This window comes from Streptomyces pyxinicus (assembly GCF_024753135.1).
Taxonomy (GTDB): domain Bacteria; phylum Actinomycetota; class Actinomycetes; order Streptomycetales; family Streptomycetaceae; genus Streptomyces; species Streptomyces pyxinicus.
Map to the genome: position 1 here is coordinate 80,785 of NZ_JANUGP010000011.1, position 26,441 is coordinate 107,225.

At 70.8% G+C, this 26,441-nt stretch carries 23 protein-coding genes and 1 pseudogene; 19 read left to right on the forward strand and 5 right to left on the reverse strand.

Annotation, left to right across the window (positions count from 1 at the left end):
• The first annotated feature begins 45 nt into the window (after positions 1–45).
• The 3 genes from mqnC to NX794_RS16855 are packed head-to-tail and all read left to right on the forward strand — an operon-like array spanning position 46 to position 2,600.
• Complete coding sequence (gene mqnC / locus NX794_RS16845) at positions 46–1,245, forward strand: cyclic dehypoxanthinyl futalosine synthase (protein ID WP_258779375.1); 1,200 nt, start codon at positions 46–48, stop codon at positions 1,243–1,245.
• A gap of 7 nt (positions 1,246–1,252) precedes the next feature.
• The gene (locus NX794_RS16850) at positions 1,253–1,858 is read left to right on the forward strand and encodes an imidazolonepropionase-like domain-containing protein (protein ID WP_258779376.1); all 606 of its coding nucleotides are present in this window, start codon (positions 1,253–1,255) and stop codon (positions 1,856–1,858) included.
• Between the two features lie 46 nt (positions 1,859–1,904).
• Positions 1,905–2,600, forward strand: coding sequence for a demethylmenaquinone methyltransferase (locus NX794_RS16855; RefSeq protein ID WP_258779377.1), 696 nt, complete (start codon positions 1,905–1,907; stop codon positions 2,598–2,600).
• 15 nt (positions 2,601–2,615) lie between these two features.
• Here NX794_RS16855 and NX794_RS16860 read toward each other — a convergent pair whose 3' ends face one another.
• Both NX794_RS16860 and NX794_RS16865 read right to left on the reverse strand, forming a co-directional pair.
• The gene (locus NX794_RS16860; protein WP_258779378.1) at positions 2,616–2,924 is read right to left on the reverse strand and encodes a PASTA domain-containing protein; all 309 of its coding nucleotides are present in this window, start codon (positions 2,922–2,924) and stop codon (positions 2,616–2,618) included.
• 110 nt (positions 2,925–3,034) lie between these two features.
• A complete protein-coding gene (locus tag NX794_RS16865; RefSeq protein WP_258779379.1) occupies positions 3,035–3,553 on the reverse strand; it encodes a GNAT family N-acetyltransferase in 519 nt (172 codons plus the stop codon).
• A 47-nt stretch (positions 3,554–3,600) separates the two neighbouring features.
• Here NX794_RS16865 and NX794_RS16870 point away from each other — a divergent pair, with 47 nt between their 5' ends.
• Positions 3,601–4,935 carry a geranylgeranyl reductase family protein gene (locus NX794_RS16870; RefSeq protein WP_258779380.1) on the forward strand — a complete coding sequence of 445 codons (1,335 nt, stop codon included), beginning with the start codon at positions 3,601–3,603 and terminating at the stop codon, positions 4,933–4,935.
• Between the two features lie 32 nt (positions 4,936–4,967).
• Here NX794_RS16870 and NX794_RS36065 read toward each other — a convergent pair.
• A pseudogene (locus NX794_RS36065) lies at positions 4,968–5,198 on the reverse strand (peptide deformylase); the annotation flags it as partial.
• Between the two features lie 93 nt (positions 5,199–5,291).
• A complete protein-coding gene (locus tag NX794_RS16880; RefSeq protein ID WP_258779381.1) occupies positions 5,292–6,119 on the reverse strand; it encodes a C40 family peptidase in 828 nt (275 codons plus the stop codon).
• A gap of 743 nt (positions 6,120–6,862) precedes the next feature.
• Between NX794_RS16880 and NX794_RS16885 the strand changes: the two genes are divergently transcribed.
• From NX794_RS16885 to recQ, 15 genes are all read left to right on the forward strand, one after another.
• Positions 6,863–7,222 (forward strand): NADH-quinone oxidoreductase subunit A, encoded by a 360-nt coding sequence (locus NX794_RS16885; protein ID WP_003992243.1) that lies wholly within the window; start codon positions 6,863–6,865, stop codon positions 7,220–7,222.
• A 15-nt stretch (positions 7,223–7,237) separates the two neighbouring features.
• Positions 7,238–7,792: a NuoB/complex I 20 kDa subunit family protein gene (locus NX794_RS16890; RefSeq protein ID WP_031077121.1), complete on the forward strand. Its 555-nt coding sequence runs from the start codon at positions 7,238–7,240 to the stop codon at positions 7,790–7,792.
• Entirely contained in the window at positions 7,789–8,574 is a 786-nt protein-coding gene (locus tag NX794_RS16895) for an NADH-quinone oxidoreductase subunit C (RefSeq protein ID WP_258779382.1), read from the forward strand. The genes NX794_RS16890 and NX794_RS16895 overlap by 4 nt, the downstream gene beginning before the upstream one ends.
• Positions 8,571–9,893, forward strand: coding sequence for an NADH-quinone oxidoreductase subunit D (locus NX794_RS16900; protein WP_258779383.1), 1,323 nt, complete (start codon positions 8,571–8,573; stop codon positions 9,891–9,893). Before NX794_RS16895 ends, NX794_RS16900 begins: the two co-directional genes overlap by 4 nt.
• Positions 9,890–10,759 carry an NADH-quinone oxidoreductase subunit NuoE gene (gene nuoE / locus NX794_RS16905; RefSeq protein WP_258779384.1) on the forward strand — a complete coding sequence of 290 codons (870 nt, stop codon included), beginning with the start codon at positions 9,890–9,892 and terminating at the stop codon, positions 10,757–10,759. The genes NX794_RS16900 and nuoE overlap by 4 nt, the downstream gene beginning before the upstream one ends.
• Complete coding sequence (nuoF, locus tag NX794_RS16910; RefSeq protein WP_428985919.1) at positions 10,759–12,105, forward strand: NADH-quinone oxidoreductase subunit NuoF; 1,347 nt, start codon at positions 10,759–10,761, stop codon at positions 12,103–12,105. Before nuoE ends, nuoF begins: the two co-directional genes overlap by 1 nt.
• Positions 12,102–14,606: an NADH-quinone oxidoreductase subunit G gene (locus NX794_RS16915; protein WP_258779386.1), complete on the forward strand. Its 2,505-nt coding sequence runs from the start codon at positions 12,102–12,104 to the stop codon at positions 14,604–14,606. The genes nuoF and NX794_RS16915 overlap by 4 nt, the downstream gene beginning before the upstream one ends.
• Complete coding sequence (nuoH, locus tag NX794_RS16920) at positions 14,603–15,967, forward strand: NADH-quinone oxidoreductase subunit NuoH (protein ID WP_258779387.1); 1,365 nt, start codon at positions 14,603–14,605, stop codon at positions 15,965–15,967. The genes NX794_RS16915 and nuoH overlap by 4 nt, the downstream gene beginning before the upstream one ends.
• Positions 15,960–16,601 carry an NADH-quinone oxidoreductase subunit NuoI gene (nuoI, locus tag NX794_RS16925; protein ID WP_258779388.1) on the forward strand — a complete coding sequence of 214 codons (642 nt, stop codon included), beginning with the start codon at positions 15,960–15,962 and terminating at the stop codon, positions 16,599–16,601. The genes nuoH and nuoI overlap by 8 nt, the downstream gene beginning before the upstream one ends.
• The gene (locus tag NX794_RS16930; RefSeq protein ID WP_258779389.1) at positions 16,598–17,443 is read left to right on the forward strand and encodes an NADH-quinone oxidoreductase subunit J; all 846 of its coding nucleotides are present in this window, start codon (positions 16,598–16,600) and stop codon (positions 17,441–17,443) included. Before nuoI ends, NX794_RS16930 begins: the two co-directional genes overlap by 4 nt.
• Complete coding sequence (gene nuoK, locus NX794_RS16935; protein ID WP_121787439.1) at positions 17,440–17,739, forward strand: NADH-quinone oxidoreductase subunit NuoK; 300 nt, start codon at positions 17,440–17,442, stop codon at positions 17,737–17,739. Before NX794_RS16930 ends, nuoK begins: the two co-directional genes overlap by 4 nt.
• Positions 17,740–17,754: 15 nt before the next feature.
• The gene (gene nuoL / locus NX794_RS16940; RefSeq protein ID WP_258779390.1) at positions 17,755–19,701 is read left to right on the forward strand and encodes an NADH-quinone oxidoreductase subunit L; all 1,947 of its coding nucleotides are present in this window, start codon (positions 17,755–17,757) and stop codon (positions 19,699–19,701) included.
• Between the two features lie 5 nt (positions 19,702–19,706).
• Positions 19,707–21,278: an NADH-quinone oxidoreductase subunit M gene (locus NX794_RS16945; RefSeq protein ID WP_258779391.1), complete on the forward strand. Its 1,572-nt coding sequence runs from the start codon at positions 19,707–19,709 to the stop codon at positions 21,276–21,278.
• The gene (gene nuoN, locus NX794_RS16950) at positions 21,275–22,924 is read left to right on the forward strand and encodes an NADH-quinone oxidoreductase subunit NuoN (RefSeq protein ID WP_258779392.1); all 1,650 of its coding nucleotides are present in this window, start codon (positions 21,275–21,277) and stop codon (positions 22,922–22,924) included. Before NX794_RS16945 ends, nuoN begins: the two co-directional genes overlap by 4 nt.
• A gap of 193 nt (positions 22,925–23,117) precedes the next feature.
• Positions 23,118–25,112 (forward strand): DNA helicase RecQ, encoded by a 1,995-nt coding sequence (gene recQ / locus NX794_RS16955; RefSeq protein ID WP_258779393.1) that lies wholly within the window; start codon positions 23,118–23,120, stop codon positions 25,110–25,112.
• Positions 25,113–25,193: 81 nt separating this feature from the next.
• On the opposite strand, the gene NX794_RS16960 is transcribed toward recQ, so the two are convergent.
• Positions 25,194–26,132, reverse strand: a complete 939-nt coding sequence (locus NX794_RS16960; protein WP_258779394.1) for a M56 family metallopeptidase — start codon at positions 26,130–26,132, stop codon at positions 25,194–25,196.
• Positions 26,133–26,441 lie beyond the last annotated feature (309 nt).

Genomic DNA, 26,441 nt, shown 5'->3' on the forward strand with positions numbered 1-26,441 from the left:
ACGCTGGTCCGGTCCCTCCGCCCCCTTGACGAAAGGGCCCCACCGGTGACCGAGAAGGCCGACCTCCAGTCCGTCCTCGACCGTGCCGCGGCCGGCGGACGGATCACCCCCGAAGAGGCCGTCGCCCTCTACCGCGACGCCCCGCTGCACGCCCTCGGTACCGCCGCCGACACCGTGCGCCGCCGCCGGTACGCCGGTACCGAGCACATCGCGACGTACATCATCGAGCGGAACATCAACTACACGAACGTGTGCGTCACGGCGTGCAGGTTCTGCGCCTTCTACGCGGCCCCCAAGGACAAGGACAAGGGCTGGACCCGCGACCTGGACGACATCCTGCGCCGCTGCGCGGAGACGGTCGAGCTGGGCGGCACCCAGATCATGTTCCAGGGCGGCCACCACCCGGACTACGGCGTCGAGTACTACGAGACGCACTTCAAGGCCATCAAGGACGCCTTCCCGCAGCTGGTGATCCACTCGCTGGGCGCGTCCGAGGTCGAGCACATGGCCCGGATCTCCAAGGTGTCGGTCGAGGAGGCCATCACCCGCATCCACCAGGCCGGCCTGGACTCCTTCGCGGGTGCCGGCGCCGAGCTGCTGCCCGAGCGGCCGCGCAAGGCCATCGCCCCGCTGAAGGAGAGCGGCGAGCGCTGGCTGGAGATCATGGAGACCGCGCACCGGCTGGGCGTGGAGTCCACCTCCACCATGCTGATGGGCACCGGCGAGACCAACGCCGAGCGCATCGAGCACCTGCGGATGATCCGGGACGTGCAGGACCGCACGGGCGGCTTCCGCGCCTTCATCCCGTACACCTACCAGCCCGAGAACAACCACCTGAAGGGCCGCACCCAGGCGACCCTCTTCGAGTACCTGCGGATGATCGCCGTGGCCCGGCTGTTCCTGGACAACGTCCAGCACATCCAGGGCTCCTGGCTGACCACCGGCAAGGAGACCGGCCAGCTGTCCCTGCACTACGGCGCGGACGACCTCGGCTCGATCATGCTGGAGGAGAACGTGGTCTCCTCGGCCGGCGCCAAGCACCGCTCCAACCGGCTGGAGATCATCGACCTGATCCGCAAGGCGGGCCGCGTCCCGGCGCAGCGCGCCACGACCTACGAGCACCTGGTCGTGCACGACGACCCGGCGAACGACCCGGTCGACGACCGCGTGGTCTCCCACATCTCCTCCACGGCCATCGAGGGCGGCACGGCCCACCCCGAGCTGAAGCTGCTGGCATCCAACTGAGCGCGCGTTGCTGACGATTCACGCGGACTCCCGGGGCCGCGCCCTCGCCGTCGAGGGTGAGCTGATCGCGGCCACCGGGACGCTGCCGGAGCTGTCCGCCGCCTACCCGCGGGCGCGGGTGCGCGCCTGGCCGGGCATCCTCATGCCCGGCCTGGTCAACGTGCACGGCACGGAGCTGCTGGAGGGTGCCTACCACCCGGACCCGCGCGAGGCCGACGAGCTGGGCACCGAGCCGCTGACCGGTGCCGCGCTCGACGCGCCGGCCCTCGACGACACCCGCCGGGGCGCGAGCGCCCGGCGCGGCGCCCAGCGGATGCTGGCCCACGGCACGGTCGCGGCGGCCTGCGAGCCGCTGCGCCACCGCGTGGTTCGGGACGCCGTCCAGCGCACCGGCCTGGTGCTCGTGGACCGTGCCGACCGCCCGGCCGGGGTGCCGTCCCTCGACCCGTTCGCCGCCGGAGTGCCGGTCGTGTTCGCGCCCGCCCCCCGGCCCGGCTCGGCCGCCCGGTTCGCCGTGTTCGACGTGCCCGACGAGGCGCGGCTCGCCGAACGGGGAGCGGGCACCTGTGTGGCGACGGTGCTGGCCGGCCGGCTGGTGTTCCGGCGCCGCTGACCCGGCTGCGTGCCGGCCCCGCCGGCCCGGCTGCGACAATGATCCGGTGACCCGCGCTTCCCTGAACAAGCAGCCGCACGAAGTCGCCTCGATGTTCGACGACGTGGCGGAACGGTACGACCTGACCAACGACGTGCTCTCGCTCGGCCAGGACCGCCGCTGGCGCAAGGAGGTGGCGCGGGCGGTGGACGCCCGCCCCGCCCAGAAGATCCTCGACCTCGCGGCCGGTACGGCGACCTCCTCGCTGCCCTTCGCGCAGGCCGGCGCCTACGTCGTGCCCTGCGACTTCTCCCTCGGCATGCTCCAGGTCGGCAAGAAGAAGCACACCTGGCTGCCCTTCACGGCCGGCGACGCGACCAGGCTGCCGTTCCGGGACGACACCTTCGACGCCGTCACGATCTCCTTCGGCCTGCGCAACGTGCAGGACTTCGACGCGGCCCTGCGCGAGATGCACCGGGTCACCCGGCCCGGCGGACGCGTGGTGATCTGCGAGTTCTCGCACCCCACCTGGGCGCCGTTCCGCACCGTCTACACCGAGTACCTGATGCGCGCGCTGCCCCCGGTGGCCCGCGCGGTCTCCTCCAGCCCCGACGCCTACGTCTACCTCGCCGAGTCCATCCGCGCCTGGCCCGACCAGCCCGCGCTGGCCGAGCGGCTGCGCGCGGCCGGCTGGAGCAGGGTCGCGTGGCGCAACCTCACCGGCGGCGTCGTCGCCCTGCACCGGGGCTTCAAGGAGAGCTGAGCCCGGCCGCCGCACTCAGCGGTTGATCATCTCGAACGCGTCGCCCGGCTCGCCCAGTTCCCGCCGGACCCCGCCGCCCGGTGGCCGGGGGATGCGGGGCTCGCGCACGCCTCCGCCGCCCTCGCCCTCCCCGAAGTCGAACCACACGTAGACCATCGAGTCCGGCGGCACCTCGGCGCCGGGCGGCGGGTACTGCCGTACGACGTAGTCCACGACCGTGTGCGGGAAGTCCGGGCGGTCCGGCGCGTTGAGGAACAGGCCCCGGGCCCGTGCCGTTTCGCGCGCGTCCACGGCCATCAGACCGACCAGACGAGGCACGCGCACCTCGGGTGTTTTGGGTGTTATACGCACAGATGTCACCCCCAGCGGTACTGGAAGGGTAACTCCCGTGCGTCCGGCCCGGGAAGGAGTCGATGGCTTTCTGTGACAGACAACTACTCTCTGTCATCGATGGCGAGTCGGAAGCAGAGCGCGTCCTCGTCCAGCGTCGGGTGCGGGTAGGTCTCCGCCGGCCGCATCCCGAGTCTGCGGGTCACCGCGATCGACCGCGCGTTGCCCGGCCGCACCATCGCCACCACCTCGGCGACCCCGGCCGCCCGCACCCGCGTCAGCGTCTCGCGCGCGGCGGCGGTGACGTACCCCTTGCCCCAGTGCGCGCGGCCGAGCCGCCAGCCGATCTCCACCTCGCCCACCGGGCCCCAGTCCGGCCGCCAGGGCTGGGCGCCGGTGAACCCGACGACCCCGCCGTCCTCGTCCAGCACCGTCCACAGGCAGAAGCCCTGCTCGGCGTCGTGCCGCCGCTGGCGCGCAGTGAGTTCCTCGTACACCGACAGCGCCGCCGGCCGGCCGCCGTGGAACTCCATCACCTCGGGGTCGGCGAAGACCCGGTGCCAGGCGACCGCGTCCTCGTGGGTGGGAACGCGCAGCCGTACGACGGGGAGAGGTCCGTTCACGGGGCAGCCCTTCAGCCGGTTGATCAATTCCGCTGAATAGACTGCCCATGTCCAGTGCCGGTCGGCACGCATATTCCGAACCTTGGGGAGATCCCGCCGTGACCGAGCCCCTCTCCGAAAACACCGCCGATGTGATCGTCGTCGGCGCGGGGCCTGCCGGCTCCACGACCGCGTACCACCTCGCCAGGGCCGGTCTCGACGTCCTGCTCCTGGAGAAGACCGAGTTCCCGCGCGAGAAGGTGTGCGGCGACGGCCTCACCCCGCGCGCGGTCAAGCAGCTCGTCGCCATGGGCATCGACATCTCCGAGGAGGCCGGCTGGCTGCGCAACAAGGGCCTGCGCATCATCGGCGGCGGCTCCCGCCTCCAGCTCGACTGGCCGGATCTCGCGTCCTACCCGAACTACGGACTGGTCCGCAAACGCGACGACTTCGACGAGCAGCTCGCCCACAACGCCCAGAAGGCCGGCGCCCGCCTCTTCGAGCGGTGCAACGTGACCGGCCCGGTCCTCGACGACCGCACCGGCCGGATCACCGGCGTGACCGCCAAACTCGGCGAGGAGAAGCGCGAGGTCACCTTCCGGGCGCCGCTCGTCGTCGCCGCCGACGGCAACTCCACCCGGCTCTCCCTCGCGATGGGCCTGCACCGCCGCGAGGACCGCCCCATGGGCGTCGCCGTGCGCACCTACTTCACCTCCCCCCGCCACGAGGACGACTACCTGGAGTCCTGGCTGGAGCTGTGGGACCGGCGCGGCGACCAGGACCGGCTGCTGCCCGGCTACGGCTGGATCTTCGGCATGGGCGACGGCACCTCCAACGTCGGCCTCGGCGTCCTCAACACCTCCGCCTCCTTCAAGGAGCTGGACTGGCGCGAGATCCTCAAGACCTGGTGCGCCTCCATGCCCGAGGACTGGGGCTACACCCCGGAGAACATGACCGGTCCGATCCGCGGCGCCGCCCTGCCCATGGCCTTCAACCGCCAGCCGCACTACACCCGCGGGCTGCTGCTCGTCGGCGACGCCGGCGGCCTGGTGAACCCCTTCAACGGCGAAGGCATCGCCTACGCCATGGAATCCGGCCAGATCGCCGCTGACGTCATCGTCCAGGCCCACGCCCGGGCCACCCCCGCCCAGCGCGAGATCGCCCTCCAGCGCTACCCGCGCGTCCTCAAGGACACCTACGGCGGCTACTACACCCTCGGCCGCGCCTTCGTGAAGCTCATCGGCAACCCGAAGGTCATGCAGATCGCCGCCCAGCGCGGCCTCAGCCACCCCATGCTGATGAAGTTCACCCTGAAACTCCTGGCCAACCTCACCGACCCGACGGGCGGCGACGCGATGGACCGCATCATCAACGGCTTGAGCAAGGTGGCGCCGAAGGCGTGACCCGCCGCTAGGAGAACCTCGACGCCTCCGCCTTGGCGGCCCGGCGGGCGCGAACCTCGTCCCGCCGGGTCGACCACGTGTCCGACATGCCGGACTCCTTCGTCATCGAGGCAGTCGTACCCGAAAAGACGGACACCCGCCCCGACCTGATCCGCCGCCAGTCCGGCGCCGTCGGCGACGTACAGGGTGCGGAACATGTCGTCGACGACCTCGGCGATGCGCCGTACCGCTCGCTGCCCGGCGGCCCGGGCCGAGCATGTCAGGGATGCCGGGCACGGGGGAGCGCCGGAACGCGCGAGGGCCGCAGCCACCGAGCGGCTGCGGCCCTTACGCGCGTAGCGCGGTGCGGGGTGGGGTCAGAGCACCCGCACGGCGCCGGTGGGCGGGTCGTAGGAGAGGGGCTTCTCCGCGACGCCGGTGGAGGGGTTCTGCGCGCCGACGAACATGCCGTCGCCCACGTACACCGCTACGTGGTACGCGCTGCCCGCGCTGCCCCAGTACAGGATGTCGCCCGGCTGGAGGTTGTCCAGCGAGACCTGGGTGCCGGCGGTGGACTGGTCCTGCGAGACGCGCGGCAGGCTGACGCCGACCTGCTTGAAGGCCGACTGCACGAGGCCCGAGCAGTCGTAGGCGGACGGGCCGGTGGCGCCGGAGACGTACGCCTTGCCGATCTGCGCCTTCACGAAGCTGACGACGGCGGCGGCCGAACCGGTCGCCGTGGAGCTGCCGGTGGAGGTCGTCGAGGCGCTGGTGCTGCCGGTGTCCGCCGAGGCGGACAGCGTCGTGCGCTCCGCGCTGCGGTTCGCGCGGGCGGCGGCCTGCTTGCGCGCGGCCTCCTCGGCCTTCTTCTTGGCCGCGGCGGCCTTGTGCCGCGCGTCGGCGAGGTCCGCCTTGGCCTGCTTCGCGGCCTTCGCGGCGGCCGAGTCGCGCTCGGCCTGGAGCTGGTAGTTCGCGGCCGCCTGCTGGGTGGCGTCCGCGGACTTCGCGGCCTGGGCGGCCAGGTCGGCCGTCAGGGTGGGCAGTTCGAGGGTCTGCGTCACCGGCTCGGCAGCGTTCGCCGATCCGGACGCCCCGGCGACTGCCAGGGTGCTGAGGACGCCACCGGCAACTCCGGCCCGCATCGCGAGGGACGACGCGCTGCGGCGGGGCTTCCGGTGGCTGCGTATGTGAGCGGTGTGGGGCATGGGAACAACCGGTACCAGGGGCTCCTTCATATCTTCAAGAAACGTGTGGTGCGCCACAGTTGTTCAGTGGACCCCCCGAATGCCGGGCGTGTCGCCCTTTATTGACGCCGTAACGGACATTGCGGACGACCGTGATCAAGCCCTTGATCACGGTCTTTGATCATTACGTCCGAATTGCCCCACGCCTACCACCGGTTGGGTTGGTTGGCCAAGCCCGGTTCTCATCCGCCTCTCATCGATGTGGCGGAGGTCACGGAACGGTCTCCGGAGGGGAGGCGTCCGGTGCGCGCGGGGCTCGTGAACGCGCGCACGCGCCCCGGCCCCGTCCACATCGGCCCCCGCTTCTCCCTCCGACGTGTGAACGGGCCCCCCTACCAGGCGACGGTGTCCAGTGCCAATTTGCATGCGCCGGAACTCTATTGATATTGAGGCGACCCCTCTGGCCTGCGGCGACGGGCGAGAATGTCACTTCTGGTGATCAACTGAACGCTTCGCGTATGAAGATCACTCATCATCCGGCTTCATGATCCTTCGTCAGGTGGTGGAGATCACAAAGCTTGTGGAATACCCCGTGTCGCAGATCACAGAGCGGCAGGCATAGGATGCGAGGCAGTTGGGCTTGTGACCTGCTTCACATGTTCTCGATCTTCGCCGGGACGGGCGGGGTTCGTGGGACCGGTGAGGCGCGAGTGAGCCCAGTGCAACCGCCAGCAGTCAGCGCCGACTGAGAGGAGCGAGGAGCGGTGAACGCGTATGCGCCCATCCTCGTACTGGGAGCCCTCGGGGCAGGCTTTGCGATCTTCTCCGTGGTCATGGCCACGCTGATCGGTCCGAAGCGGTACAACCGCGCCAAGCTCGAAGCCTACGAGTGCGGTATCGAGCCGACCCCCACGCCGGCCGGCGGCGGGCGCTTCCCCATCAAGTACTACCTGACGGCGATGCTCTTCATCGTCTTCGACATCGAGATCGTCTTCCTCTACCCCTGGGCCGTCACCTTCGACGCCCTGGGGATCTTCGGGCTCGTGGAGATGCTGCTCTTCGTGCTCACCGTCTTCGTCGCGTACGCGTACGTATGGCGGCGCGGCGGCCTGGAATGGGACTGAGGGGCCTTTAACGACATGGGACTCGAAGAAAAACTGCCGAGCGGATTCCTGCTGACCACCGTCGAGCAGGCCGCGGGCTGGGTGCGCAAGGCGTCCGTCTTCCCCGCCACCTTCGGCCTCGCCTGCTGCGCCATCGAGATGATGACCACCGGCGCCGGCCGCTACGACCTGGCGCGCTTCGGCATGGAGGTCTTCCGCGGCTCGCCGCGCCAGGCGGACCTGATGATCGTCGCCGGCCGGGTCAGCCAGAAGATGGCGCCGGTCCTCCGGCAGGTCTACGACCAGATGCCCAGCCCCAAGTGGGTGATCTCCATGGGCGTCTGCGCCTCCTCGGGCGGCATGTTCAACAACTACGCGATCGTCCAGGGCGTCGACCACATCGTGCCGGTCGACATCTATCTGCCCGGCTGCCCGCCGCGCCCCGAGATGCTCATGGACGCGATCCTCAAGCTCCACCAGAAGATCCAGTCCAGCAAGCTCGGCGTGAACGCGCGGGAAGCGGCCCGCGAGGCGGAGGAGGCGGCCCTCAAGGCCCTGCCCACCATCGAGATGAAGGGGCTGCTGCGGTGAGCGACGCCCACGGCCACAACGGCGCGAACGGGTCCGCGGACGGCGCGAACGGGTCCGCGGACGGGGTGAACCCCGAGAAGGACCTCTCCGCGTCCAACCTCCCCGGCCAGCGCGGCCAGGGCGGTGAGGAGATCCGCGTCCAGCGCGGCATGTTCGGCGCGAACAACGGCGGCGACACCTCCGGCTACGGCGGCCTGGTCCGCTCCGTCCGGCTCCCCGGACCGGCCACCCGCCCCTACGGCGGCTGGTTCGACGAGGTCGCCGACGAGCTGGAGGGCGCCCTGGAGGAACAGGGCCTGCTGCCCGAGAACGCCATCGAGAAGACGGTCGTCGACCGCGACGAGCTGACCTTCCACATCGAGCGCGAGCACCTGCTCCGCGTCGCCCGCACCCTGCGCGACGACCCCGCCCTGCGCTTCGAACTGTGCACCGGCGTCAGCGGCGTCCACTACCCGCACGACACGGGCCGCGAGCTGCACGCCGTCTACCACCTGCGCTCGATCACCCACAACCGGCTGATCCGGCTGGAGGTCAGCGCCCCCGACGGCGACCCGCGCGTCCCGTCCCTGGTGCCGGTCTACCCGACCAACGACTGGCACGAGCGCGAGACCTACGACTTCTTCGGGATCGTCTTCGACGGTCACCCGGCCCTGACCCGGATCATGATGCCGGACGACTGGCAGGGCCACCCGCAGCGCAAGGACTACCCCCTCGGCGGCATCGCCGTCGAGTACAAGGGCGCCCAGATCCCGGCTCCGGACCAGCGGAGGTCGTACTCGTGAGCACGCAGTCAGCATCGGCACGCGAGACCACCGAGGGAACCGTCTACACGGTCACCGGTGGCGACTGGGACGAGGTCGTCCAGTCCGCGGCCCGCGCCGACGACGAGCGCATCGTCGTCAACATGGGTCCCCAGCACCCCTCCACCCACGGGGTGCTCCGCCTGATCCTGGAGATCGAGGGCGAGACGGTCACCGAGGCCCGCTGCGGCATCGGCTACCTGCACACCGGCATCGAGAAGAACCTCGAATTCCGCACGTGGACGCAGGGCACCACCTTCGTCACGCGCATGGACTACCTGACGTCCTTCTTCAACGAGACCGGCTACTGCCTCGCCGTCGAGAAGCTCCTCGGCATCGAGGACCAGATCACCGACCGCGCCAGCGTCATCCGGGTGCTCCTGATGGAGCTGAACCGGCTCTCCTCCCACCTGGTGTGCATCGCCACCGGCGGCATGGAGCTGGGCGCCACCACGATCATGATCTACGGCTTCCGTGATCGTGAAATGATTCTCGACCTCTACGAACTCATCACCGGCCTGCGGATGAACCACGCGTACATCCGCCCCGGCGGCCTCGCCCAGGACCTGCCGCCCGGCGCGGTGGACCAGATCCGCGCCTTCGTGAAGAAGATGCACAAGAACCTCCCGGAGTACGACAAGCTCGCCACCGGGAACCCCATCTTCAAGGCCCGCATGCAGGACGTCGGCTACCTCGACCTGGCCGGCTGCATGGCCCTCGGCGCCACCGGCCCGATCCTGCGCTCCGCCGGCCTGCCGCACGACCTGCGCAAGGCCCAGCCCTACTGCGGCTACGAGACCTACGACTTCGAGATCCCGACCGCCGACAGCTGCGACTCCTACGGCCGCTTCCTGGTCCGCCTGGAGGAGATGCGCCAGTCGCTCGGCATCATCGAGCAGTGCCTGGACCGGCTCCAGCCCGGCCCGGTCATGGTCGCCGACAAGAAGATCGCCTGGCCCGCCCAGCTCGCCCTGGGCCCGGACGGACTCGGCAACTCCCTCGACCACATCAAGAAGATCATGGGCACCTCCATGGAGGCCCTGATCCACCACTTCAAGCTGGTCACCGAGGGCTTCCGGGTGCCGCCCGGACAGGCCTACGCGGCCGTCGAGTCGCCCAAGGGCGAGCTCGGGGTGCACGCCGTCTCCGACGGCGGCACCCGCCCCTACCGGGTCCACTTCCGGGACCCGTCCTTCACCAACCTTCAGGCCGTGGCGGCGATGTGCGAGGGCGGCCAGGTCGCCGACGTCATCGTCGCCGTCGCGTCCATCGACCCCGTGATGGGAGGCGTCGACCGGTGACCACCAGTTCCTCGGAGCGGGGCGTCAGCCTGGGCATGCCGGAACTGCCCTCACCCGCCTACCCGGACGAGGTCCGGGCCCGGCTGGAGGCCGACGCGCGCGAGGTGATCGCGCGCTACCCGGACTCCCGGTCCGCCCTGCTGCCCCTGCTCCACCTCGTGCAGTCGGAAGAAGGCCACGTCACGCGCACCGGGATGCGGTTCTGCGCGGACATGCTGGACCTGACGACGGCCGAGGTCACCGCCGTCGCCACCTTCTACTCCATGTACCGGCGCAAGCCGTCCGGTGACTACCAGGTCGGCGTGTGCACCAACACGCTGTGCGCGGTGATGGGCGGCGACGAGATCTTCGAGACCCTCCAGGAGCACCTCGGCGTCGGCAACGGCGAGACCACCGACGACGGCAAGGTCACCCTGGAGCACATCGAGTGCAACGCGGCCTGCGACTTCGCGCCGGTCGTGATGGTCAACTGGGAGTTCTTCGACAACCAGACCCCGGCCGGCGCCAAGCGCCTGGTCGACGACCTGCGCGCGGGGCAGCCCGTCGAGCCCACGCGCGGGGCGCGGCTGTGCACCTTCAAGGAGACCGCGCGGATTCTGGCCGGCTTCCCCGACGAGCGGCCCGGGGCCGTCGAGGAGGGCGGCAGTGCGGGACCCGCGTCGCTGGTGGGCCTTCGCCTGGCAAGGGGAGAGGCCGCACCCGCGCGCGTGGTCCATCCGCGCGACGGCGGTCCGCAGGACGAACCGCAGGACCGGACGCCCGAACCGTCGCCGTCCGAGCACCTCAGCTCTCACGACGCGCCGCAGGAGACATCGGCCTCCGACCCGGCCCACCCGGCAGGGCCGACCGCCGAGGAGGGGGAGTGATGACCGTGGTACCCGAGGTCAAGGACACGAGCCCGGAGAAGCTGCTCGCACCCGTGCTGTCGGCCTTCTGGGACGAGGACCGGTCCTGGTCGCTCGACGTCTACCGGAGGCACGAGGGGTACGAGGGGCTCCGCACGGCACTCGCCATGTCACCGGACGACCTGATCGCGTACGTCAAGGAGTCCGGTCTGCGCGGGCGCGGCGGCGCGGGGTTCCCGACCGGAATGAAGTGGCAGTTCATTCCGCAGGGTGATGGAAAACCGCACTATCTAGTTGTCAACGCCGACGAATCGGAGCCCGGTACCTGCAAGGACATCCCGCTCCTCTTCGCGAACCCGCACAGCCTCATCGAGGGCATCGTCATCGCGTGTTACGCCATCAGGTCGTCGCATGCCTTCATCTATCTGCGGGGCGAGGTCGTCCCCGTCCTGCGGCGGTTGCACGAGGCCGTGCGCGAGGCCTACGCGGCGGGCTACCTCGGCGAGAACATCCTGGGCAGCGGGCTCGACCTCGATCTCACCGTGCACGCCGGCGCCGGCGCGTACATCTGCGGTGAGGAGACCGCGCTGCTCGACTCGCTCGAAGGCCGCCGTGGTCAACCGCGACTGCGTCCCCCTTTCCCTGCCGTCGAAGGGCTCTACGCCTGCCCGACTGTGGTGAATAACGTCGAGTCGATCGCGTCGGTTCCCGCGATCCTGAAAAACGGGAAAGACTGGTTCAGGTCGATGGGCAGCGAGAAGTCCCCGGGCTTCACGCTCTACTCGCTCAGCGGCCATGTCGCGAGCCCCGGCCAGTACGAGGCCCCGCTCGGCATCACGCTCCGCCAGCTCCTCGACATGAGCGGCGGGATGCGGTCCGGCCACCGCCTGAAGTTCTGGACGCCGGGCGGCTCCTCGACGCCGATGTTCACCGACGAGCACCTCGACGTCCCCCTCGACTACGAAGGGGTCGGGGCCGCCGGTTCCATGCTCGGCACCAAGGCCCTGCAGTGCTTCGACGAGACGACCTGCGTGGTGCGGGCGGTGACCCGCTGGACCGAGTTCTACGCCCACGAGTCCTGCGGCAAGTGCACACCCTGCCGCGAAGGGACGTACTGGCTGGTGCAGTTGCTGCGGGACATCGAGGCCGGCAAGGGCGTGATGTCCGACCTCGACAAGCTGAACGACATCGCCGACAACATCAACGGCAAGTCGTTCTGCGCCCTCGGCGACGGCGCCGCGTCCCCCATCTTCTCCTCGCTCACGTACTTCCGCGAGGAGTACGAGGAGCACATCACGGGCCGGGGCTGCCCCTTCGACCCGGCCAAGTCGACGGCCTGGGCGGACCGCCCGGAGGTGAACGCATGACCGTGACCACCAGCGCCCCCTCGGGAGGGGGCCAGGCGGCGGTCCCGCCGGAGGACCTCGTCACGCTGACGATCGACGGCATCGAGATCAGCGTGCCCAAGGGCACCCTGGTCATCCGGGCCGCCGAACAGCTCGGCATCGAGATCCCGCGGTTCTGCGACCACCCCCTCCTCGACCCGGCCGGCGCCTGCCGCCAGTGCATCGTCGAGGTCGAGGGCCAGCGCAAGCCGATGGCGTCCTGCACCATCACCTGCACCGACGGCATGGTGGTGAAGACGCAGCTCACCTCGCCGGTCGCCGAGAAGGCCCAGCACGGCGTGATGGAGCTGCTGCTCATCAACCACCCGCTGGACTGCCCGGTCTGCGACAAGGGCGGCGAGTGCCCGCTGCAGAACCAGGCCATGTCGCACGGCAACGCCGAGTCCCGCTTCGAGGGCCGCAAGCGCACCTACGAGAAGCCCGTACCGATCTCCACGCAGGTCCTGCTCGACCGCGAGCGGTGCGTGCTGTGCGCCCGGTGCACCCGCTTCTCCAACCAGGTCGCCGGCGACCCGATGATCGAGCTGGTCGAGCGGGGCGCGCTCCAGCAGGTCGGCACCGGCGAGGGCGACCCCTTCGAGTCGTACTTCTCCGGCAACACCATCCAGATCTGCCCGGTCGGCGCCCTGACCTCCGCGGCCTACCGGTTCCGCTCCCGCCCCTTCGACCTGATCTCCTCGCCCTCGGTCTGCGAGCACTGCGCGGGCGGCTGCGCCACCCGCACCGACCACCGGCGCGGCAAGGTCATGCGGCGGCTCGCGGCCAACGAGCCCGAGGTCAACGAGGAGTGGATCTGCGACAAGGGACGCTTCGGGTTCCGCTACGCGCAGCAGCGCGACCGCCTGGAGACGCCCCTCGTCCGCAACGCCGGGGGCGTCCTGGAGCCCGCGTCCTGGCCGGAGGCCCTGGAAGCGGCGGCCCGCGGCCTGACCGCCGCCCGCTCCCGGGCCGGGGTCCTGGTCGGCGGCCGGCTGACCGTCGAGGACGCCTACGCGTACAGCAAGTTCGCGCGCGTGGCGCTCGACAGCAACGACATCGACTTCCGCGCGCGCGTGCACAGCGCCGAGGAGGCCGACTTCCTCGCCGCCCGCGTGGCGGGCCGCGGCCGGGACCTCGACGGCACCGGGGTCACGTACACCGCGCTGGAGCAGGCGCCCGCGGTGCTGCTCGTCGGCTTCGAGTCCGAGGAGGAGGCGCCCGGCGTCTTCCTGCGGCTGCGCAAGGCCTGGCGCAAGCACAAGCAGCAGGTGTTCGCGCTGGCCACGCACGCCACCCGGGGCCTGGAGAAGGCGGGCGGCACCCTGCTGCCGGCCGCGCCGGGCACCGAGACCGAGTGGCTGGACGCCCTCGCGAGCGGCACCGGCCTGGAGGCGTCCGGCACCCTGGCCGCCTCGGCGCTGCGCGCGGACGGCGCGGTCATCGTCGTCGGCGAGCGGCTCGCCTCGGTCGCCGGCGGCCTGACGGCCGCCGTACGCGCGGCCACCGCGACCGGCGCGCGGTTGGTGTGGATCCCGCGCCGGGCCGGAGAGCGCGGCGCGATCGAGGCGGGCGCGCTGCCCGCGCTGCTGCCGGGCGGCCGGCCGGCGACCGACCCGCGCGCGCGGGAGGAGGTCGCCGCCGTCTGGGGGCTCGCCGAACTCCCCGCGCGCTACGGCCGCGACACCCACCAGATCGTCGAGTCCGCCGCCACCGGCGAACTCTCGGCGCTGGTCGTCGCCGGCGTCGAGGTCGCCGACCTGCCCGACCCGGCACGCGCGCGTGAGGCGCTCGACAGCGTCGGCTTCCTGGTGTCGCTGGAGCTGCGGCCCGGCGAGGTCACCGAGCGCGCCGACGTCGTCCTGCCGGTCGCCGCGGTCGCCGAGAAGGCGGGCACCTTCCTCAACTGGGAGGGCCGGGTGCGGTTCTTCGAGGCCGCGCTCAAGCCCGACCAGATGACCCGCCGGCTCGCCCCCGCCGACGCCCGCGTCCTCCAGATGCTGGCCGACGCCATGGACGTCCACCTGGGGCTGCCCGATCTGCGCACCACGCGCGCGGAGATCGACCGGCTCGGCCCCTGGGACGGAGCGCGCGCCTCGGCGCCCGCCGAGTCCGGGGGCGTACTGCCCCGCCCGGCCGCCGGAGAGGCCGTGCTCGCGGGCCACCGGCTGCTGCTCGACCGGGGCCTGCTCCAGCAGGGCGACGAGGCGCTCGCCGGCACCCGGCACACCGCCCACGCGCGCGTGTCGGCCGCGACGGCCGCCGAGGCGGGCGTCAAGGACGGCGAGGCGCTCGCCGTCACCGGCCCCGCCGGCAGCGTCGAACTGCCGCTGCGGATCACCGAGATGCCCGACCGGGTGGTGTGGCTCCCGCTGAACTCCGCGGGCGCCGGCGTCGCCTCCGACACCGGGGCACAGCCCGGTTCCCTCGTCCGTATCGGCCCGGCGGCGTTCGCCGAGGGGGCCCCCAAGGAGGTGGAGGCATGAGCCCGTACCTCGCCGCGGAAGACCTCTCGATGTTCGGCCGCGACCCCTGGTGGCTCGTCGTCGTCAAGGCCGTCTTCTGCTTCGCGTTCCTGATGGTGACCGTGCTGTTCTCCATCGTCTGGGAACGCAAGGTCGTCGCCTGGATGCAGTTGCGCATCGGACCCAACCGGCACGGCCCCTGGGGCATGCTCCAGTCGCTCGCCGACGGTGTGAAGCTGATGCTCAAGGAGGACGTCGTCGTCAAACGCGCGGACAAGGCGGTGTACGTCCTCGCGCCGATCGTCGCGGCCATCCCGGCCTTCATGGCGATCGCGGTGATCCCCTTCGGACCGTCCGGGGGCGAGATCTCGGTCTTCGGCCACCGCACCGCGATGCAGCTCACCGACCTGCCGATCGCGATGCTCTACATCCTCGCGGTCGCCTCCGTCGGCATCTACGGCATCGTGCTCGCGGGCTGGAGTTCCGGCTCCACCTACCCGCTCCTCGGCGGCCTGCGCTCCTGCGCGCAGATGATCTCCTACGAGATCGCGATGGGCGCCGCCTTCGCGTCGGTGTTCCTCTACTCGGGATCGATGTCGACGTCCACGATCGTGGAACAGCAGCACGACCGCTGGTACATCCTGCTGCTGCCGGTGTCCTTCCTGATCTACATCGTCACGATGATCGGGGAGACCAACCGCGCCCCGTTCGACATGCCGGAGTCCGAGGGCGACCTGGTCGGCGGCTTCAACACCGAGTACTCGTCCATCAAGTTCGCGATGTTCATGCTCGCCGAGTACGTGAACATGGTGACGGTCTCGGCCGTGTCGACCACCCTCTTCCTCGGCGGCTGGCGTGCCCCCTGGCCGGTCAGCGGCTTCTGGGCGGGCGCCAACCACGGCTGGTGGCCGCTGCTCTGGTTCGTCGTCAAGGTCCAGCTGCTGCTGTTCTTCTTCATCTGGCTGCGCGGCACGCTCCCGCGGGTCCGCTACGACCAGCTGATGAAGCTCGGCTGGAAGGTCCTCATCCCGGTCTCGGTGGTCTGGCTGATGCTCGTCGCGAGCGTGCGGGCACTGCGCAACGAGAACTACGACTTCGCCGACATCGCGCTCTACGTCGGCGGCGGCGTCCTGGCCCTGCTGCTGGTCTCCTTCGTCGCCGACCTGTTCCGCGAGAAGGGCCGCAAGGCCGAGCAGCCGGCCGCCGAGCAGCTCGGATTCGACCCGATGGCGGGCGGATTCCCGGTACCGCCACTGCCCGGACAGGAGTTGCCGCCGGTGCCCAGGCGCCGCCCGCGCCGGGAGCGGGAGCTGATTGTCAGTGGCGGGGTGGACACTGTCAGTGACGGATCTACGGATGGAAAGGAGGCGTCCGATGACTGAGGAACCCAAGGAGACCAAGCCCGGTTTCCAGAACCCCGTGGCCGGCTTCGGCGTGACCTTCAAGGCCATGTTCAAGAAGCGGCTGACCGAGCAGTACCCGGAGCAGAAGAAGACCACGGCTCCGCGGTTCCACGGACGGCACCAGCTCAACCGCCATCCGGACGGCCTGGAGAAGTGCGTCGGCTGCGAGCTGTGCGCCTGGGCCTGCCCCGCCGACGCCATCTATGTCGAGGGCGCCGACAACACCGACGAGGAGCGCTACTCGCCGGGCGAGCGGTACGGCCGCGTCTACCAGATCAACTACGCCCGCTGCATCCTGTGCGGGCTGTGCATCGAGGCGTGCCCCACGCGCGCGCTGACGATGACCAACGAGTTCGAGCTGGCGGACTCCAGCCGCGCCAACCTCATCTACACCAAGGAGCAGTTGCTGGCCGGCCTGGAGGAGGGCATGGTCGAGACACCGCACGCGATCTTCCCCGGGACCGACGAACAGGACTACTACCGGGGCCTGGTGACGCACGCCGCACCCGGCACGGTCCCGCAGGCCGCCGTCTCCCGGGGCGAGGTCCCGCAGGAGGCCGCGTCCACCGTCGGTGAGGACGAGCCCGCCTCGGAGAAGGTGGTCGGCCGATGAGCGCGCAGCAGCTCGCCGCCTACACCACCTCCACCGGTGAGGCCTTCCAGTTCTGGGTCCTCGGGACCGTCGCGGTCGTCGGCGCCCTGTCCACCGTCTTCATGAGGAAGGCCGTGCACAGCGCGCTCAGCCTGGCCGGCACCATGATCGTCCTGGCGGTGTTCTACCTCGCCAACGGCGCCTACTTCCTGGGCATCGTGCAGATCGTCGTCTACACCGGCGCGATCATGATGCTGTTCCTGTTCGTGGTGATGCTGGTCGGCGTCACGGCCGCGGACTCGCTGAAGGAGACCATCAAGGGCCAGCGCTGGCTGGCCCTGCTGAGCGGGCTCGGCTTCGGCATCCTGCTGTTCGCCGGCATCGGCAACGCCTCGCTGAAGGAGTTCGACGGCACCGGCCAGGCGAACGCGAACGGCAACGTGGAGGGCCTCGCCTCCCTCATCTTCACCAAGTACGTGTTCGCCTTCGAGATCACCGGCGCCCTGTTGATCACGGCCGCCGTCGGCGCCATGGTGCTCACCCACCGCGAGCGCACCGAGCGCGCGAAGACCCAGCGCGAGCTGGCCGAACAGCGCGTCCGCGAAGGCCGGCACGTGCCGCCGCTGCCCGCCCCGGGTGTCTACGCCCGGCACAACGCGGTGGACATCGCGGGCCTGCTGCCGGACGGCACGCCCTCGGAGCTGACCGTCAGCAAGACACTGCGCGAGCGCGGCCAGATCCGCGACGTCTCCACCGAGGCGCTGAACGACCTGCGGGCGCTGGAGCAGCGCGCGGAGGAACGCCTGGAGCGCACCGAGATCCGGCCGGCGACGTTCAAGCGGACCGAGGAGGCGTCGAAGTGAACCCGGTCAACTACCTCTACCTCGCCGCCCTGTTGTTCACGATCGGCGCGACCGGCGTCCTGATCCGCCGCAACGCCATCGTGGTCTTCATGTGCGTCGAGCTGATGCTGAACGCCTGCAACCTCGCGTTCGTCGTCTTCTCCCGGATGCACGGCAACCTCGACGGCCAGATCATCGCCTTCTTCACGATGGTCGTCGCCGCGGCGGAGGTCGTGGTGGGTCTCGCGATCATCGTGTCGCTGTTCCGCACCCGCCACTCGGCCTCGGTCGACGACGCCAGCCTGATGAAGCTGTAAGGGGTCGGAAGAATCGTGGAGAAACTGATCGCGCTGCTCATCGCGGCGCCCCTGCTCGGAGCGGCCGTCCTGCTGGTCGGCGGCCGGCGCCTGGACCGCGTCGGCCACTGGATCGGCACCCTGCTGTCGACCGCCTCCTTCGTGATCGGCCTGGTCCTCTTCGCCGGCCTGCTCGGCCGGAACGCCGAACACCGCACGCTGATCCAACACCTGTGGACCTGGGTCCCGGTCGAGAGCTTCCAGGCGGACGTCACCTTCCGCCTGGACCAGCTCTCGATGACATTCGTGCTGCTGATCACGGGCGTCGGCTCGCTGATCCACCTGTACTCGGTCGGGTACATGGCGCACGACGAGCGCCGGCGCCGCTTCTTCGGCTATCTGAACCTGTTCCTCGCGGCGATGCTGCTGCTCGTCCTCGCCGACAACTACCTGCTGCTGTACGTCGGCTGGGAGGGCGTCGGCCTCGCCTCCTACCTGCTGATCGGCTTCTGGCAGCACAAGCCCAGCGCCGCCACGGCCGCCAAGAAGGCCTTCCTGGTCAACCGGGTCGGTGACGTGGGCCTGTCCATCGCGATCATGCTGCTGTTCACGACGTTCGGGACCTTCGCCTTCGGCCCGGTCCTCGACCACGCCGGCAGCGCCTCCGAGGGCAAGCTGACCGCGATCGCCCTCATGCTGCTGCTCGCCGCCTGCGGCAAGTCGGCACAGGTGCCGCTCCAGTCCTGGCTCGGGGACGCGATGGAGGGTCCGACCCCGGTCTCGGCCCTGATCCACGCCGCGACCATGGTGACCGCGGGTGTCTACCTGATCGTCCGCTCCGCCGCCGTCTTCAACGCCGCCCCCGACGCCCAGCTCGTCGTCACCGTCGTCGGCGCGGTCACGCTGCTCTTCGGTGCGATCGTCGGTTGCGCCAAGGACGACATCAAGAAGGCGCTGGCCGGCTCGACCATGTCGCAGATCGGCTACATGGTGCTGGCGGCCGGTCTCGGCCCCGTCGGCTACGTCTTCGCGATCATGCACCTGGTGACGCACGGTTTCTTCAAAGCCGGGCTGTTCCTCGGCGCCGGCAGCGTCATGCACGGCATGAACGACGAGGTCGATATGCGCAAGTACGGCGGCCTGCGCACCTACATGCCGGTCACCTTCGTCACCTTCGGCCTCGGCTATCTGGCGATCATCGGCTTCCCGGGCCTGTCCGGCTTCTTCTCCAAGGACAAGATCATCGAGGCAGCCTTCGCCAAGGGCGGCACCGAGGGCTGGATCCTCGGCGGCGCGGCCCTGCTGGGCGCGGCCATCACCGCCTTCTACATGACGCGCGTGATGCTGATGACGTTCTTCGGCGAGGAACGCTGGCGCAGCCGGCCGACCCGCTCCCCGGAGGCGCCCAGCGCGGAACCGGCCGCCGAGCACCAGGGCGAGCACGCCGAGCCGCACCCGCACGAGTCCCCGAAGGTCATGACGATCCCGATGATCGTGCTGGCCGTCGGCTCGGTCTTCGGCGGCGCCTTCTTCAGCGTCGGCGACCGCTTCCTGCACTGGCTGGAGCCCGTCACCGGCCACAGCGAGGGCGACTCGCCGCTGAGCGCCGCCACCGTCACCGGCGCGACCATGGTCTGCCTGGTCGCCGGTGTCGCCATCGCCTGGGCGCAGTACGGCCGCAAGCCCGTCCCGGCCGTCGCCCCGCGCGGTTCGCTGCTCACCCGCGCGGCCCGCCGCGACCTGTACCAGGACGACCTCAACCACGTCGTCCTGGTGCGCGGCGGCGAGCACCTCACGCGCTCCCTGGTGTACGTCGACCACACCCTGGTCGACGGCGTCGTCAACGGCACGGCGGCCGGCTTCGGCGGCCTCTCCGGACGGCTGCGCCGGCTCCAGAACGGCTTCGCCCGCTCCTACGCGGTCTCGATGTTCGGCGGTGCGGCCCTCCTGGTCGCCGCGACCCTGCTGATGAGGGCGGTCTGATACCGATGTCCTTTCCTCTGCTGACAGCGACGGCGGCGCTCCCGGCCCTCGGGGCCGTCGCCACGGCCGCCGTACCGGCCGCGCGGCGCACCGCCGCCAAGTGGCTGGCGCTGCTGGTCTCGCTCGCCACGCTCGCCCTGGCGGTCGTCGTCCTGGTCCGCTTCGACCCGGACGGCGCCCGCTACCAGCTCACCGAGTCCCACGCCTGGATCAAGGCGTTCGGGGTGCGGTACGAACTGGGCGTGGACGGCATCGCCGTGGCGCTGATCGCGCTGACCGCGCTGCTCATCCCGTTCATCGTGCTGGCCGGCTGGCACGACGCCGACCCGCTGGAGACCGGCAGCCGCCGCTGGCGGCCCACCCAGGGCTTCTTCGCGCTGATCCTGGCGGTCGAGGCGATGGTGATCATCTCGTTCGAGGCCACGGACGTCTTCGTCTTCTACATCTTCTTCGAAGCCATGCTGATCCCGATGTACTTCCTCATCGGCGGCTTCGGGGACCGTGCCCACGAGCACGGCGAGGAGGCGGCGGCCACGCAGCGGTCGTACGCGGCGGTGAAGTTCCTCCTCTACAACCTGGTCGGCGGTCTGATCATGCTGGCCGCGGTGATCGGTCTCTACGTGGTCGCCGGGAACTTCTCCCTCGCCGAGATCGCCCAGGCCCGGGCCAACGGCACGCTGCACATGGCGACGAGCACCGAACGCTGGCTGTTCCTCGGCTTCTTCTTCGCCTTCGCGGTGAAGGCGCCGCTGTGGCCGCTGCACACCTGGCTGCCCAACGCCATGCAGGAGTCCACCGCCCCGGTCGCCGTGCTCATCACCGCGGTGGTCGACAAGGTGGGCACCTTCGCGATGCTCCGCTTCTGCCTCCAGCTCTTCCCGGAGGCCAGCAAGTGGGCGACGCCGGTGATCCTCGTCCTCGCCGTGATCAGCATCGTCTACGGCGCGCTGCTCGCCGTCGGCCAGCGCGACATCAAGCGCCTGGTGGCGTACGCGTCGATCTCGCACTTCGGCTTCATCGTCCTGGGCATCTTCGCGATGACCAGCCAGGGCCAGTCCGGCGCCACGCTCTACATGGTCAACCACGGCATCTCCACGGCCGCGCTGATGCTGGTCGCCGGCTTCCTGATCTCCCGGCGCGGCTCGCGGCTCATCGCCGACTACGGCGGGGTGCAGAAGGTCGCCCCGGTGCTCGCCGGCACCTTCCTGATCGGCGGCCTCGCCACCCTGTCGCTGCCCGGTCTCGCGCCGTTCGTCAGCGAGTTCCTGGTGCTGGTCGGCACCTTCACGCGCTATCCGGCGATCGGCGTCGTGGCCACCTTCGGCATCGTCCTCGCCGCGCTCTACACCCTCGTGCTCTACCAGCGCACGATGACGGGCCCGGTGAAGCCCGAGGTCTCGGCCATGCCCGACCTGCGGGCGCGTGAGCTGGTGGTGGTCGCCCCGCTGATCGTGCTGCTGATCTTCCTGGGTGTCTATCCGAAGCCGGTGACGGACATCGTCAACCCGGCGGTCAAGCAGACCATGTCCGACGTCCAGAAGAAGGACCCCAAGCCCGAGGTGGAGGCGGCCAAGTGAGCGCAGCAGCCGTCCACAGCCTGTGGACAACCGCGGCCGACCCGATCTCCAAGATCGACGCGCCGAAGATCGAGTACGGACAGCTCTCGCCGACCCTGATCGTCGTCGGCGCGGCCCTGGTGGGGGTGCTGATCGAGGCCTTCGTGCCGCGCAAGGGCCGCTACTACGCGCAGGTGTTCGTCTCCGCCGTAGCGCTGTGTGCCGCGTTCGCCGCGGTCGTCGCGCTGGCGGCCGACGGGTACGGCACCACCAAGGCGCACATCGCGGCCATGGGCGCCGTCGCCGTCGACGGACCCGCCCTGTTCCTCCAGGGCACCATTCTGCTGGCCGGTCTGGTCGGCCTGTTCACCTTCGCCGAACGGCGGCTCGACCCGGAGGCGCACGGCAACCGGGTGGACTCCTTCGCCGCGCAGGCCGCCTCCGTGCCCGGCAGCGACAGCGAGAAGGCCGCGATCCGGGCCGGGTTCACCACCACCGAGGTGTTCCCGCTGCTGCTCTTCGCGATCGCGGGCATGCTGGTGTTCCCGGCGGCCAACGACCTGCTGACGCTGTTCGTGGCCCTGGAGGTCTTCTCCCTGCCGCTGTACCTGCTGTGCGCGGTGGCCCGCCGCAAGCGGCTGATGTCGCAGGAGGCCGCGGTCAAGTACTTCCTGCTCGGCGCGTTCGCCTCCGCGTTCACCCTGTTCGGCATCGCCCTGCTGTACGGCTACGCGGGCTCCGTGTCCTACGCGCGCATCGCCCAGGTCGTCGACGGCACCGTCACCAACGTCGACCCGGCGCTCGCCGGCACGATGGGCAACGACGCGCTGCTGCTGCTCGGCAGCGCGCTGCTCGTGATGGGCCTGCTGTTCAAGGTGGGCGCGGTGCCGTTCCACATGTGGACCCCGGACGTGTACCAGGGCGCGCCGACCCCGGTGACCGGCTTCATGGCGGCGGCGACCAAGGTCGCGGCGTTCGGCGCCCTGCTGCGGCTGCTCTACGTCGTGCTGCCGGGCCTGCGCTGGGACTGGCGGCCGGTCATGTGGGCCGTGGCGATCATCACGATGCTGGGCGGCGCGATCGTCGCGATCACGCAGACCGACATCAAGCGGCTGCTGGCGTACTCGTCCATCGCACACGCCGGATTCATCCTCGCGGGTGTCATCGCCACCTCCAAGGACGGCGTGTCCTCGGTCCTCTTCTACCTGGCCGGGTACTCCTTCGTGACGATCGGCGCGTTCGCCGTGGTCGCACTGGTGCGCGACGCGGGCGGCGAGGCGACCCACCTGTCCAAGTGGGCGGGCCTCGGCCGCCGCTCCCCGCTGGTCGCGGCGGTGTTCGCGGTCTTCCTGCTCGCCTTCGCCGGCATCCCGCTGACCTCCGGCTTCGCCGGGAAGTTCGCGGTCTTCAAGGCGGCGGCGGACGGCGGCGCGGTGCCGCTGGTCGTGGTCGGCGTGCTCTCCTCGGCGATCGCCGCGTTCTTCTACATCCGCGTGATCGTCCTGATGTTCTTCAGCGAGCCGAGGCCCGAGGGCCCCACCGTGGCCGTCCCCTCCCCGCTGACGACGACGGCGATCGCGGTGGGCGTGGCAGCCACCCTGGTCCTCGGCGTGGCCCCCCAGTACTTCCTGGACCTGGCGAACCAGGCGGGAGTCTTCGTCCGCTGAGCCGTCCTTGAGTACACAGCACTGCCCGGCGTCCCTGTCTGGGGGCGCCGGGCAGTGGTGTGCCCGTACGCGACCGGATTCCGTCGCCCGTGAGGGTGAGCCTGTGGATAACTCCGAGGCTGTCGGTGCGGGCCCCTATCGTGGAGGCAGTGGTCGAGGAGCGACACACGGGGGACCGACAGGGGACAGGGCGATGAGCGTGACGGGTGGGATCAAGGAGATGCCGACGATGACCGACGGGCCGGGCACGGCCGACAGCGAGGCGCTGGCCACACTGCACCGGGTCTTCGGATACGAGGCCTTCCGGGGCGAGCAGGGCGAGATCATCGAGCACGTGGCGGCGGGCGGCGACGCCGTCGTCCTCATGCCGACCGGCGGCGGCAAGTCGCTGTGCTACCAGATCCCGGCCCTGGTCCGCCCCGGCACCGGCGTGGTCGTGTCCCCGCTGATCGCCCTCATGCAGGACCAGGTGGACGCCCTGCGCGCGCTCGGTGTGCGGGCCGGCTTCGTCAACTCCACGCAGGACTTCGACGAGCGGCGCATGGTCGAGGCCGAGTTCCTCGCCGGCGAGCTGGACCTGCTCTATCTGGCCCCGGAGCGGCTGCGTCTGGAGGGCACACTCGACCTCCTCTCCCGCGGCAAGATCTCCGTCTTCGCCATCGACGAGGCGCACTGCGTCTCCCAGTGGGGCCACGACTTCCGCCCCGACTACCTCGCCCTGAGCCTGCTCGGCGAGCGCTGGCCGGACGTGCCGCGCATCGCCCTGACCGCCACGGCGACCCACGCCACCCACCAGGAGATCACCCAGCGGCTGCACCTGCCGACGGCCCGCCACTTCGTCGCCAGCTTCGACCGGCCCAACATCCAGTACCGGATCGTGCCCAAGGCCGACCCCAGAAAGCAGCTCCTCGCCTTCCTGCGCGAGGAACACGCGGGCGACGCCGGCATCGTCTACTGCCTCTCGCGCAACTCGGTCGAGCGCACGGCGGAGTTCCTCACCGCCAACGGCATCGACGCCGTCCCGTACCACGCCGGTCTGGACGCGGGCACCCGCGCCACCCACCAGTCCCGGTTCCTGCGCGAGGACGGCCTGGTCGTCGTGGCGACCATCGCCTTCGGCATGGGCATCGACAAGCCCGATGTGCGCTTCGTCGCCCACCTGGACCTGCCCAAGTCCATCGAGGGCTACTACCAGGAGACCGGCCGCGCCGGCCGCGACGGCCTGCCCTCCACGGCCTGGATGGCCTACGGCCTCAACGACGTCATACAGCAGCGCAAGCTGATCCAGTCCGGCGAGAGCGACGAGGCGTTCCGCCGCCGGGCCTCCGCCCACCTGGACTCCATGCTCGCCCTGTGCGAGACGGCCCGGTGCCGGCGCGGCCAGCTCCTCGCCTACTTCGGCCAGGACCCCGACGCGGCGGCCTGCGGCAACTGCGACACCTGCCTCACCCCACCCGAAACCTGGGACGGCACGGTCGCCGCGCAGAAGGTGCTCTCGACGGTGGTGCGGCTGCAGCGCGAGCGCGGACAGAAGTTCGGCGCGGTGCAGATCATCGACATCCTGCTCGGCAAGCGCACCGCCAAGGTCATCCAGTTCGACCACGACCAGTTGTCGGTCTTCGGTATCGGCGCCGACCTCTCCGAGGGCGAGTGGCGGGGCGCCATCCGCCAGCTCCTCGCCCAGGGCCTGCTCGCGGTCGAGGGGGAGTACGGCACGCTGGTGCTCACCGAGGCGAGCGGCACCGTGCTGCGGCAGGAGCGCGAGGTGCCGCTGCGCAAGGAGCCGAAGAAGCCAGCCGCCTCCCGGTCCCGTTCGGGCGGTGGCTCCGGGGGCGAGCGCAAGGCCAAGGCCGCCGCGATCGAGCTGCCCGCGGAGCTGCTGCCCGCCTTCGAGGCCCTGCGCGCCTGGCGCGCCGAGCAGGCCCGGGAGCAGGGCGTCCCCGCGTACGTCATCTTCCATGACGCCACGCTCCGAGAGATCGTTTCCCTCCGGCCCACCTCCGTGCGCGACCTGGGCACGGTGAGCGGCGTGGGCGAGAAGAAGCTGGCCACGTACGGCGAGGGCGTGCTGGAGGTGCTGTCCGCGCTGGACGCTCCGAAGGGGGCTGCCGGTGGCGAGGCGCCGGACGACGCCGCCTGGCCGGAGCCGGACGCGGAGCCCGAGCCGGAGCCGGACGACTGGATATAGCCGGCAGCCGCGCCGCGTCCCGGGCTGAGCCGCCGAAGGCCTCAGGGCTGAGACGCCGTCAGCCACACGGCCGGGTCGCCGTCAGCCCAGGGCCGTCAGACCCGGGGCGAAGGTGATCAGCAGGGGGAGCAGCGGGACCAGCGTGGCCACCGTCGTGGTCAGGGCCCGGTGCCGGCGCAGCAGCCGGGGCGGCGGCTCCAGCAGGCGGTCCACGCGCTCGCCGAGCAGGCGGCGGCTGGAGGCGCAGGACAGCACGCCCCGGTGCTGGTTCAGCTCGATCAGCGCGAGGGCCGTGGTGAGGTGGCCGCAGCGCCGGGAGGCGGTGTCGTCGGCAGCCAGCTCGACCAGGCGGTGCGTCTGGTCGCAGAAGTGGGAGAAGAGGGGGACCCGTGGAAAGCCCGTGGCGAGCGCCGTGGACAGGTGCAGCAGCCAGTCGTGCCGGGCCCGGGCGTGACCGCGCTCGTGGGTGAGGACGGCGTCGAGCTGGGGGTCGGTGAGGCGGTGCAGGGCGCCGGTGGTGACGACCAGTTGCGGCGGGTGCCCCGGCATCCACCAGGCGTCCGGGTACTCGTCCTCCAGCACCAGCATCGGACCGCGTGCCGCGGGCAGCCCGGCCGGCAGGTCGGGGGCGCGTTCGCGCAGCTGGGCGCGGGCCTGGCCGCGGCTGCGCCGGGCCTCGGCGAGTTCCCGGCCGAGCATCGCCGTCGTCCAGGCCGCCCCGCAGGCCAGCAGCACGGTGAGGGCGGTGGCCCACACCGGCGCGGCGGACAGGTCGTAGGCAGCGGTGACGGCGGGCGGAGCGGGGGCGAAGACCCGGTCGCGCACGGTGTGGAAGACGGCCGCCGCGCCCAGGACCAGCGCGGTCAGACAGCACAGCAGCACGGTGGCGACGAGGCACTGCCACACCCACAGCGCGACCACGGGTTCCCGCTCGGGCCAGGCGGCCCGGGTCAGCGCACGCGGCGCCGGGACGGCGGCCGTGAGGACGACGACGCTCAGCAGGAGCAGGCAGACGGTCATGCCGGGGCTCCGGTTCCTGGTCGGAGAGGTGCGCGGGTGTCGGGTGGTGCGGGGGTGAGGGGCCGGGGCGCCTCGGGTGGTGCCGGTCCCGTCAGTATGACGCGCGGGGGCCCGTCGGGTCAGGTGTCGGCGGCGAGCTGTTCACGCGCCTTCGAGCCGGACTCGTGCGGGTGTGGATCCCGGGCGGGGGGGCGGCCGGCCCCCGGCGCCTCCGTCCCTCCGCCGACACCGAGCCCCGCCGCCCAGGCCCCACCCCCGCCCCCGACACCGCGCCCTGTTGCCGACCCCCCGCTCCGCCGCCGAGCCCCA

Bases quoted from the DNA above. Each gene is read 5' to 3' on its own strand.
- NX794_RS16945 (WP_258779391.1), top strand. From the start codon at position 19,707: ATGTCCTTTCCTCTGCTGACAGCGACGGCGGCGCTCCCGGCCCTCGGG.
- NX794_RS16915 (WP_258779386.1), top strand. From the start codon at position 12,102: ATGACCGTGACCACCAGCGCCCCCTCGGGAGGGGGCCAGGCGGCGGTC.
- NX794_RS16930 (WP_258779389.1), top strand. From the start codon at position 16,598: ATGAGCGCGCAGCAGCTCGCCGCCTACACCACCTCCACCGGTGAGGCC.
- nuoF (WP_428985919.1), top strand. From the start codon at position 10,759: ATGACCGTGGTACCCGAGGTCAAGGACACGAGCCCGGAGAAGCTGCTC.
- recQ (WP_258779393.1), top strand. From the start codon at position 23,118: ATGAGCGTGACGGGTGGGATCAAGGAGATGCCGACGATGACCGACGGG.
- nuoH (WP_258779387.1), top strand. From the start codon at position 14,603: ATGAGCCCGTACCTCGCCGCGGAAGACCTCTCGATGTTCGGCCGCGAC.
- NX794_RS16960 (WP_258779394.1), bottom strand. From the start codon at position 26,132: ATGACCGTCTGCCTGCTCCTGCTGAGCGTCGTCGTCCTCACGGCCGCC.
- NX794_RS16890 (WP_031077121.1), top strand. From the start codon at position 7,238: ATGGGACTCGAAGAAAAACTGCCGAGCGGATTCCTGCTGACCACCGTC.
- NX794_RS16870 (WP_258779380.1), top strand. From the start codon at position 3,601: ATGTCCAGTGCCGGTCGGCACGCATATTCCGAACCTTGGGGAGATCCC.
- nuoI (WP_258779388.1), top strand. From the start codon at position 15,960: ATGACTGAGGAACCCAAGGAGACCAAGCCCGGTTTCCAGAACCCCGTG.
- NX794_RS16880 (WP_258779381.1), bottom strand. From the start codon at position 6,119: ATGCCCCACACCGCTCACATACGCAGCCACCGGAAGCCCCGCCGCAGC.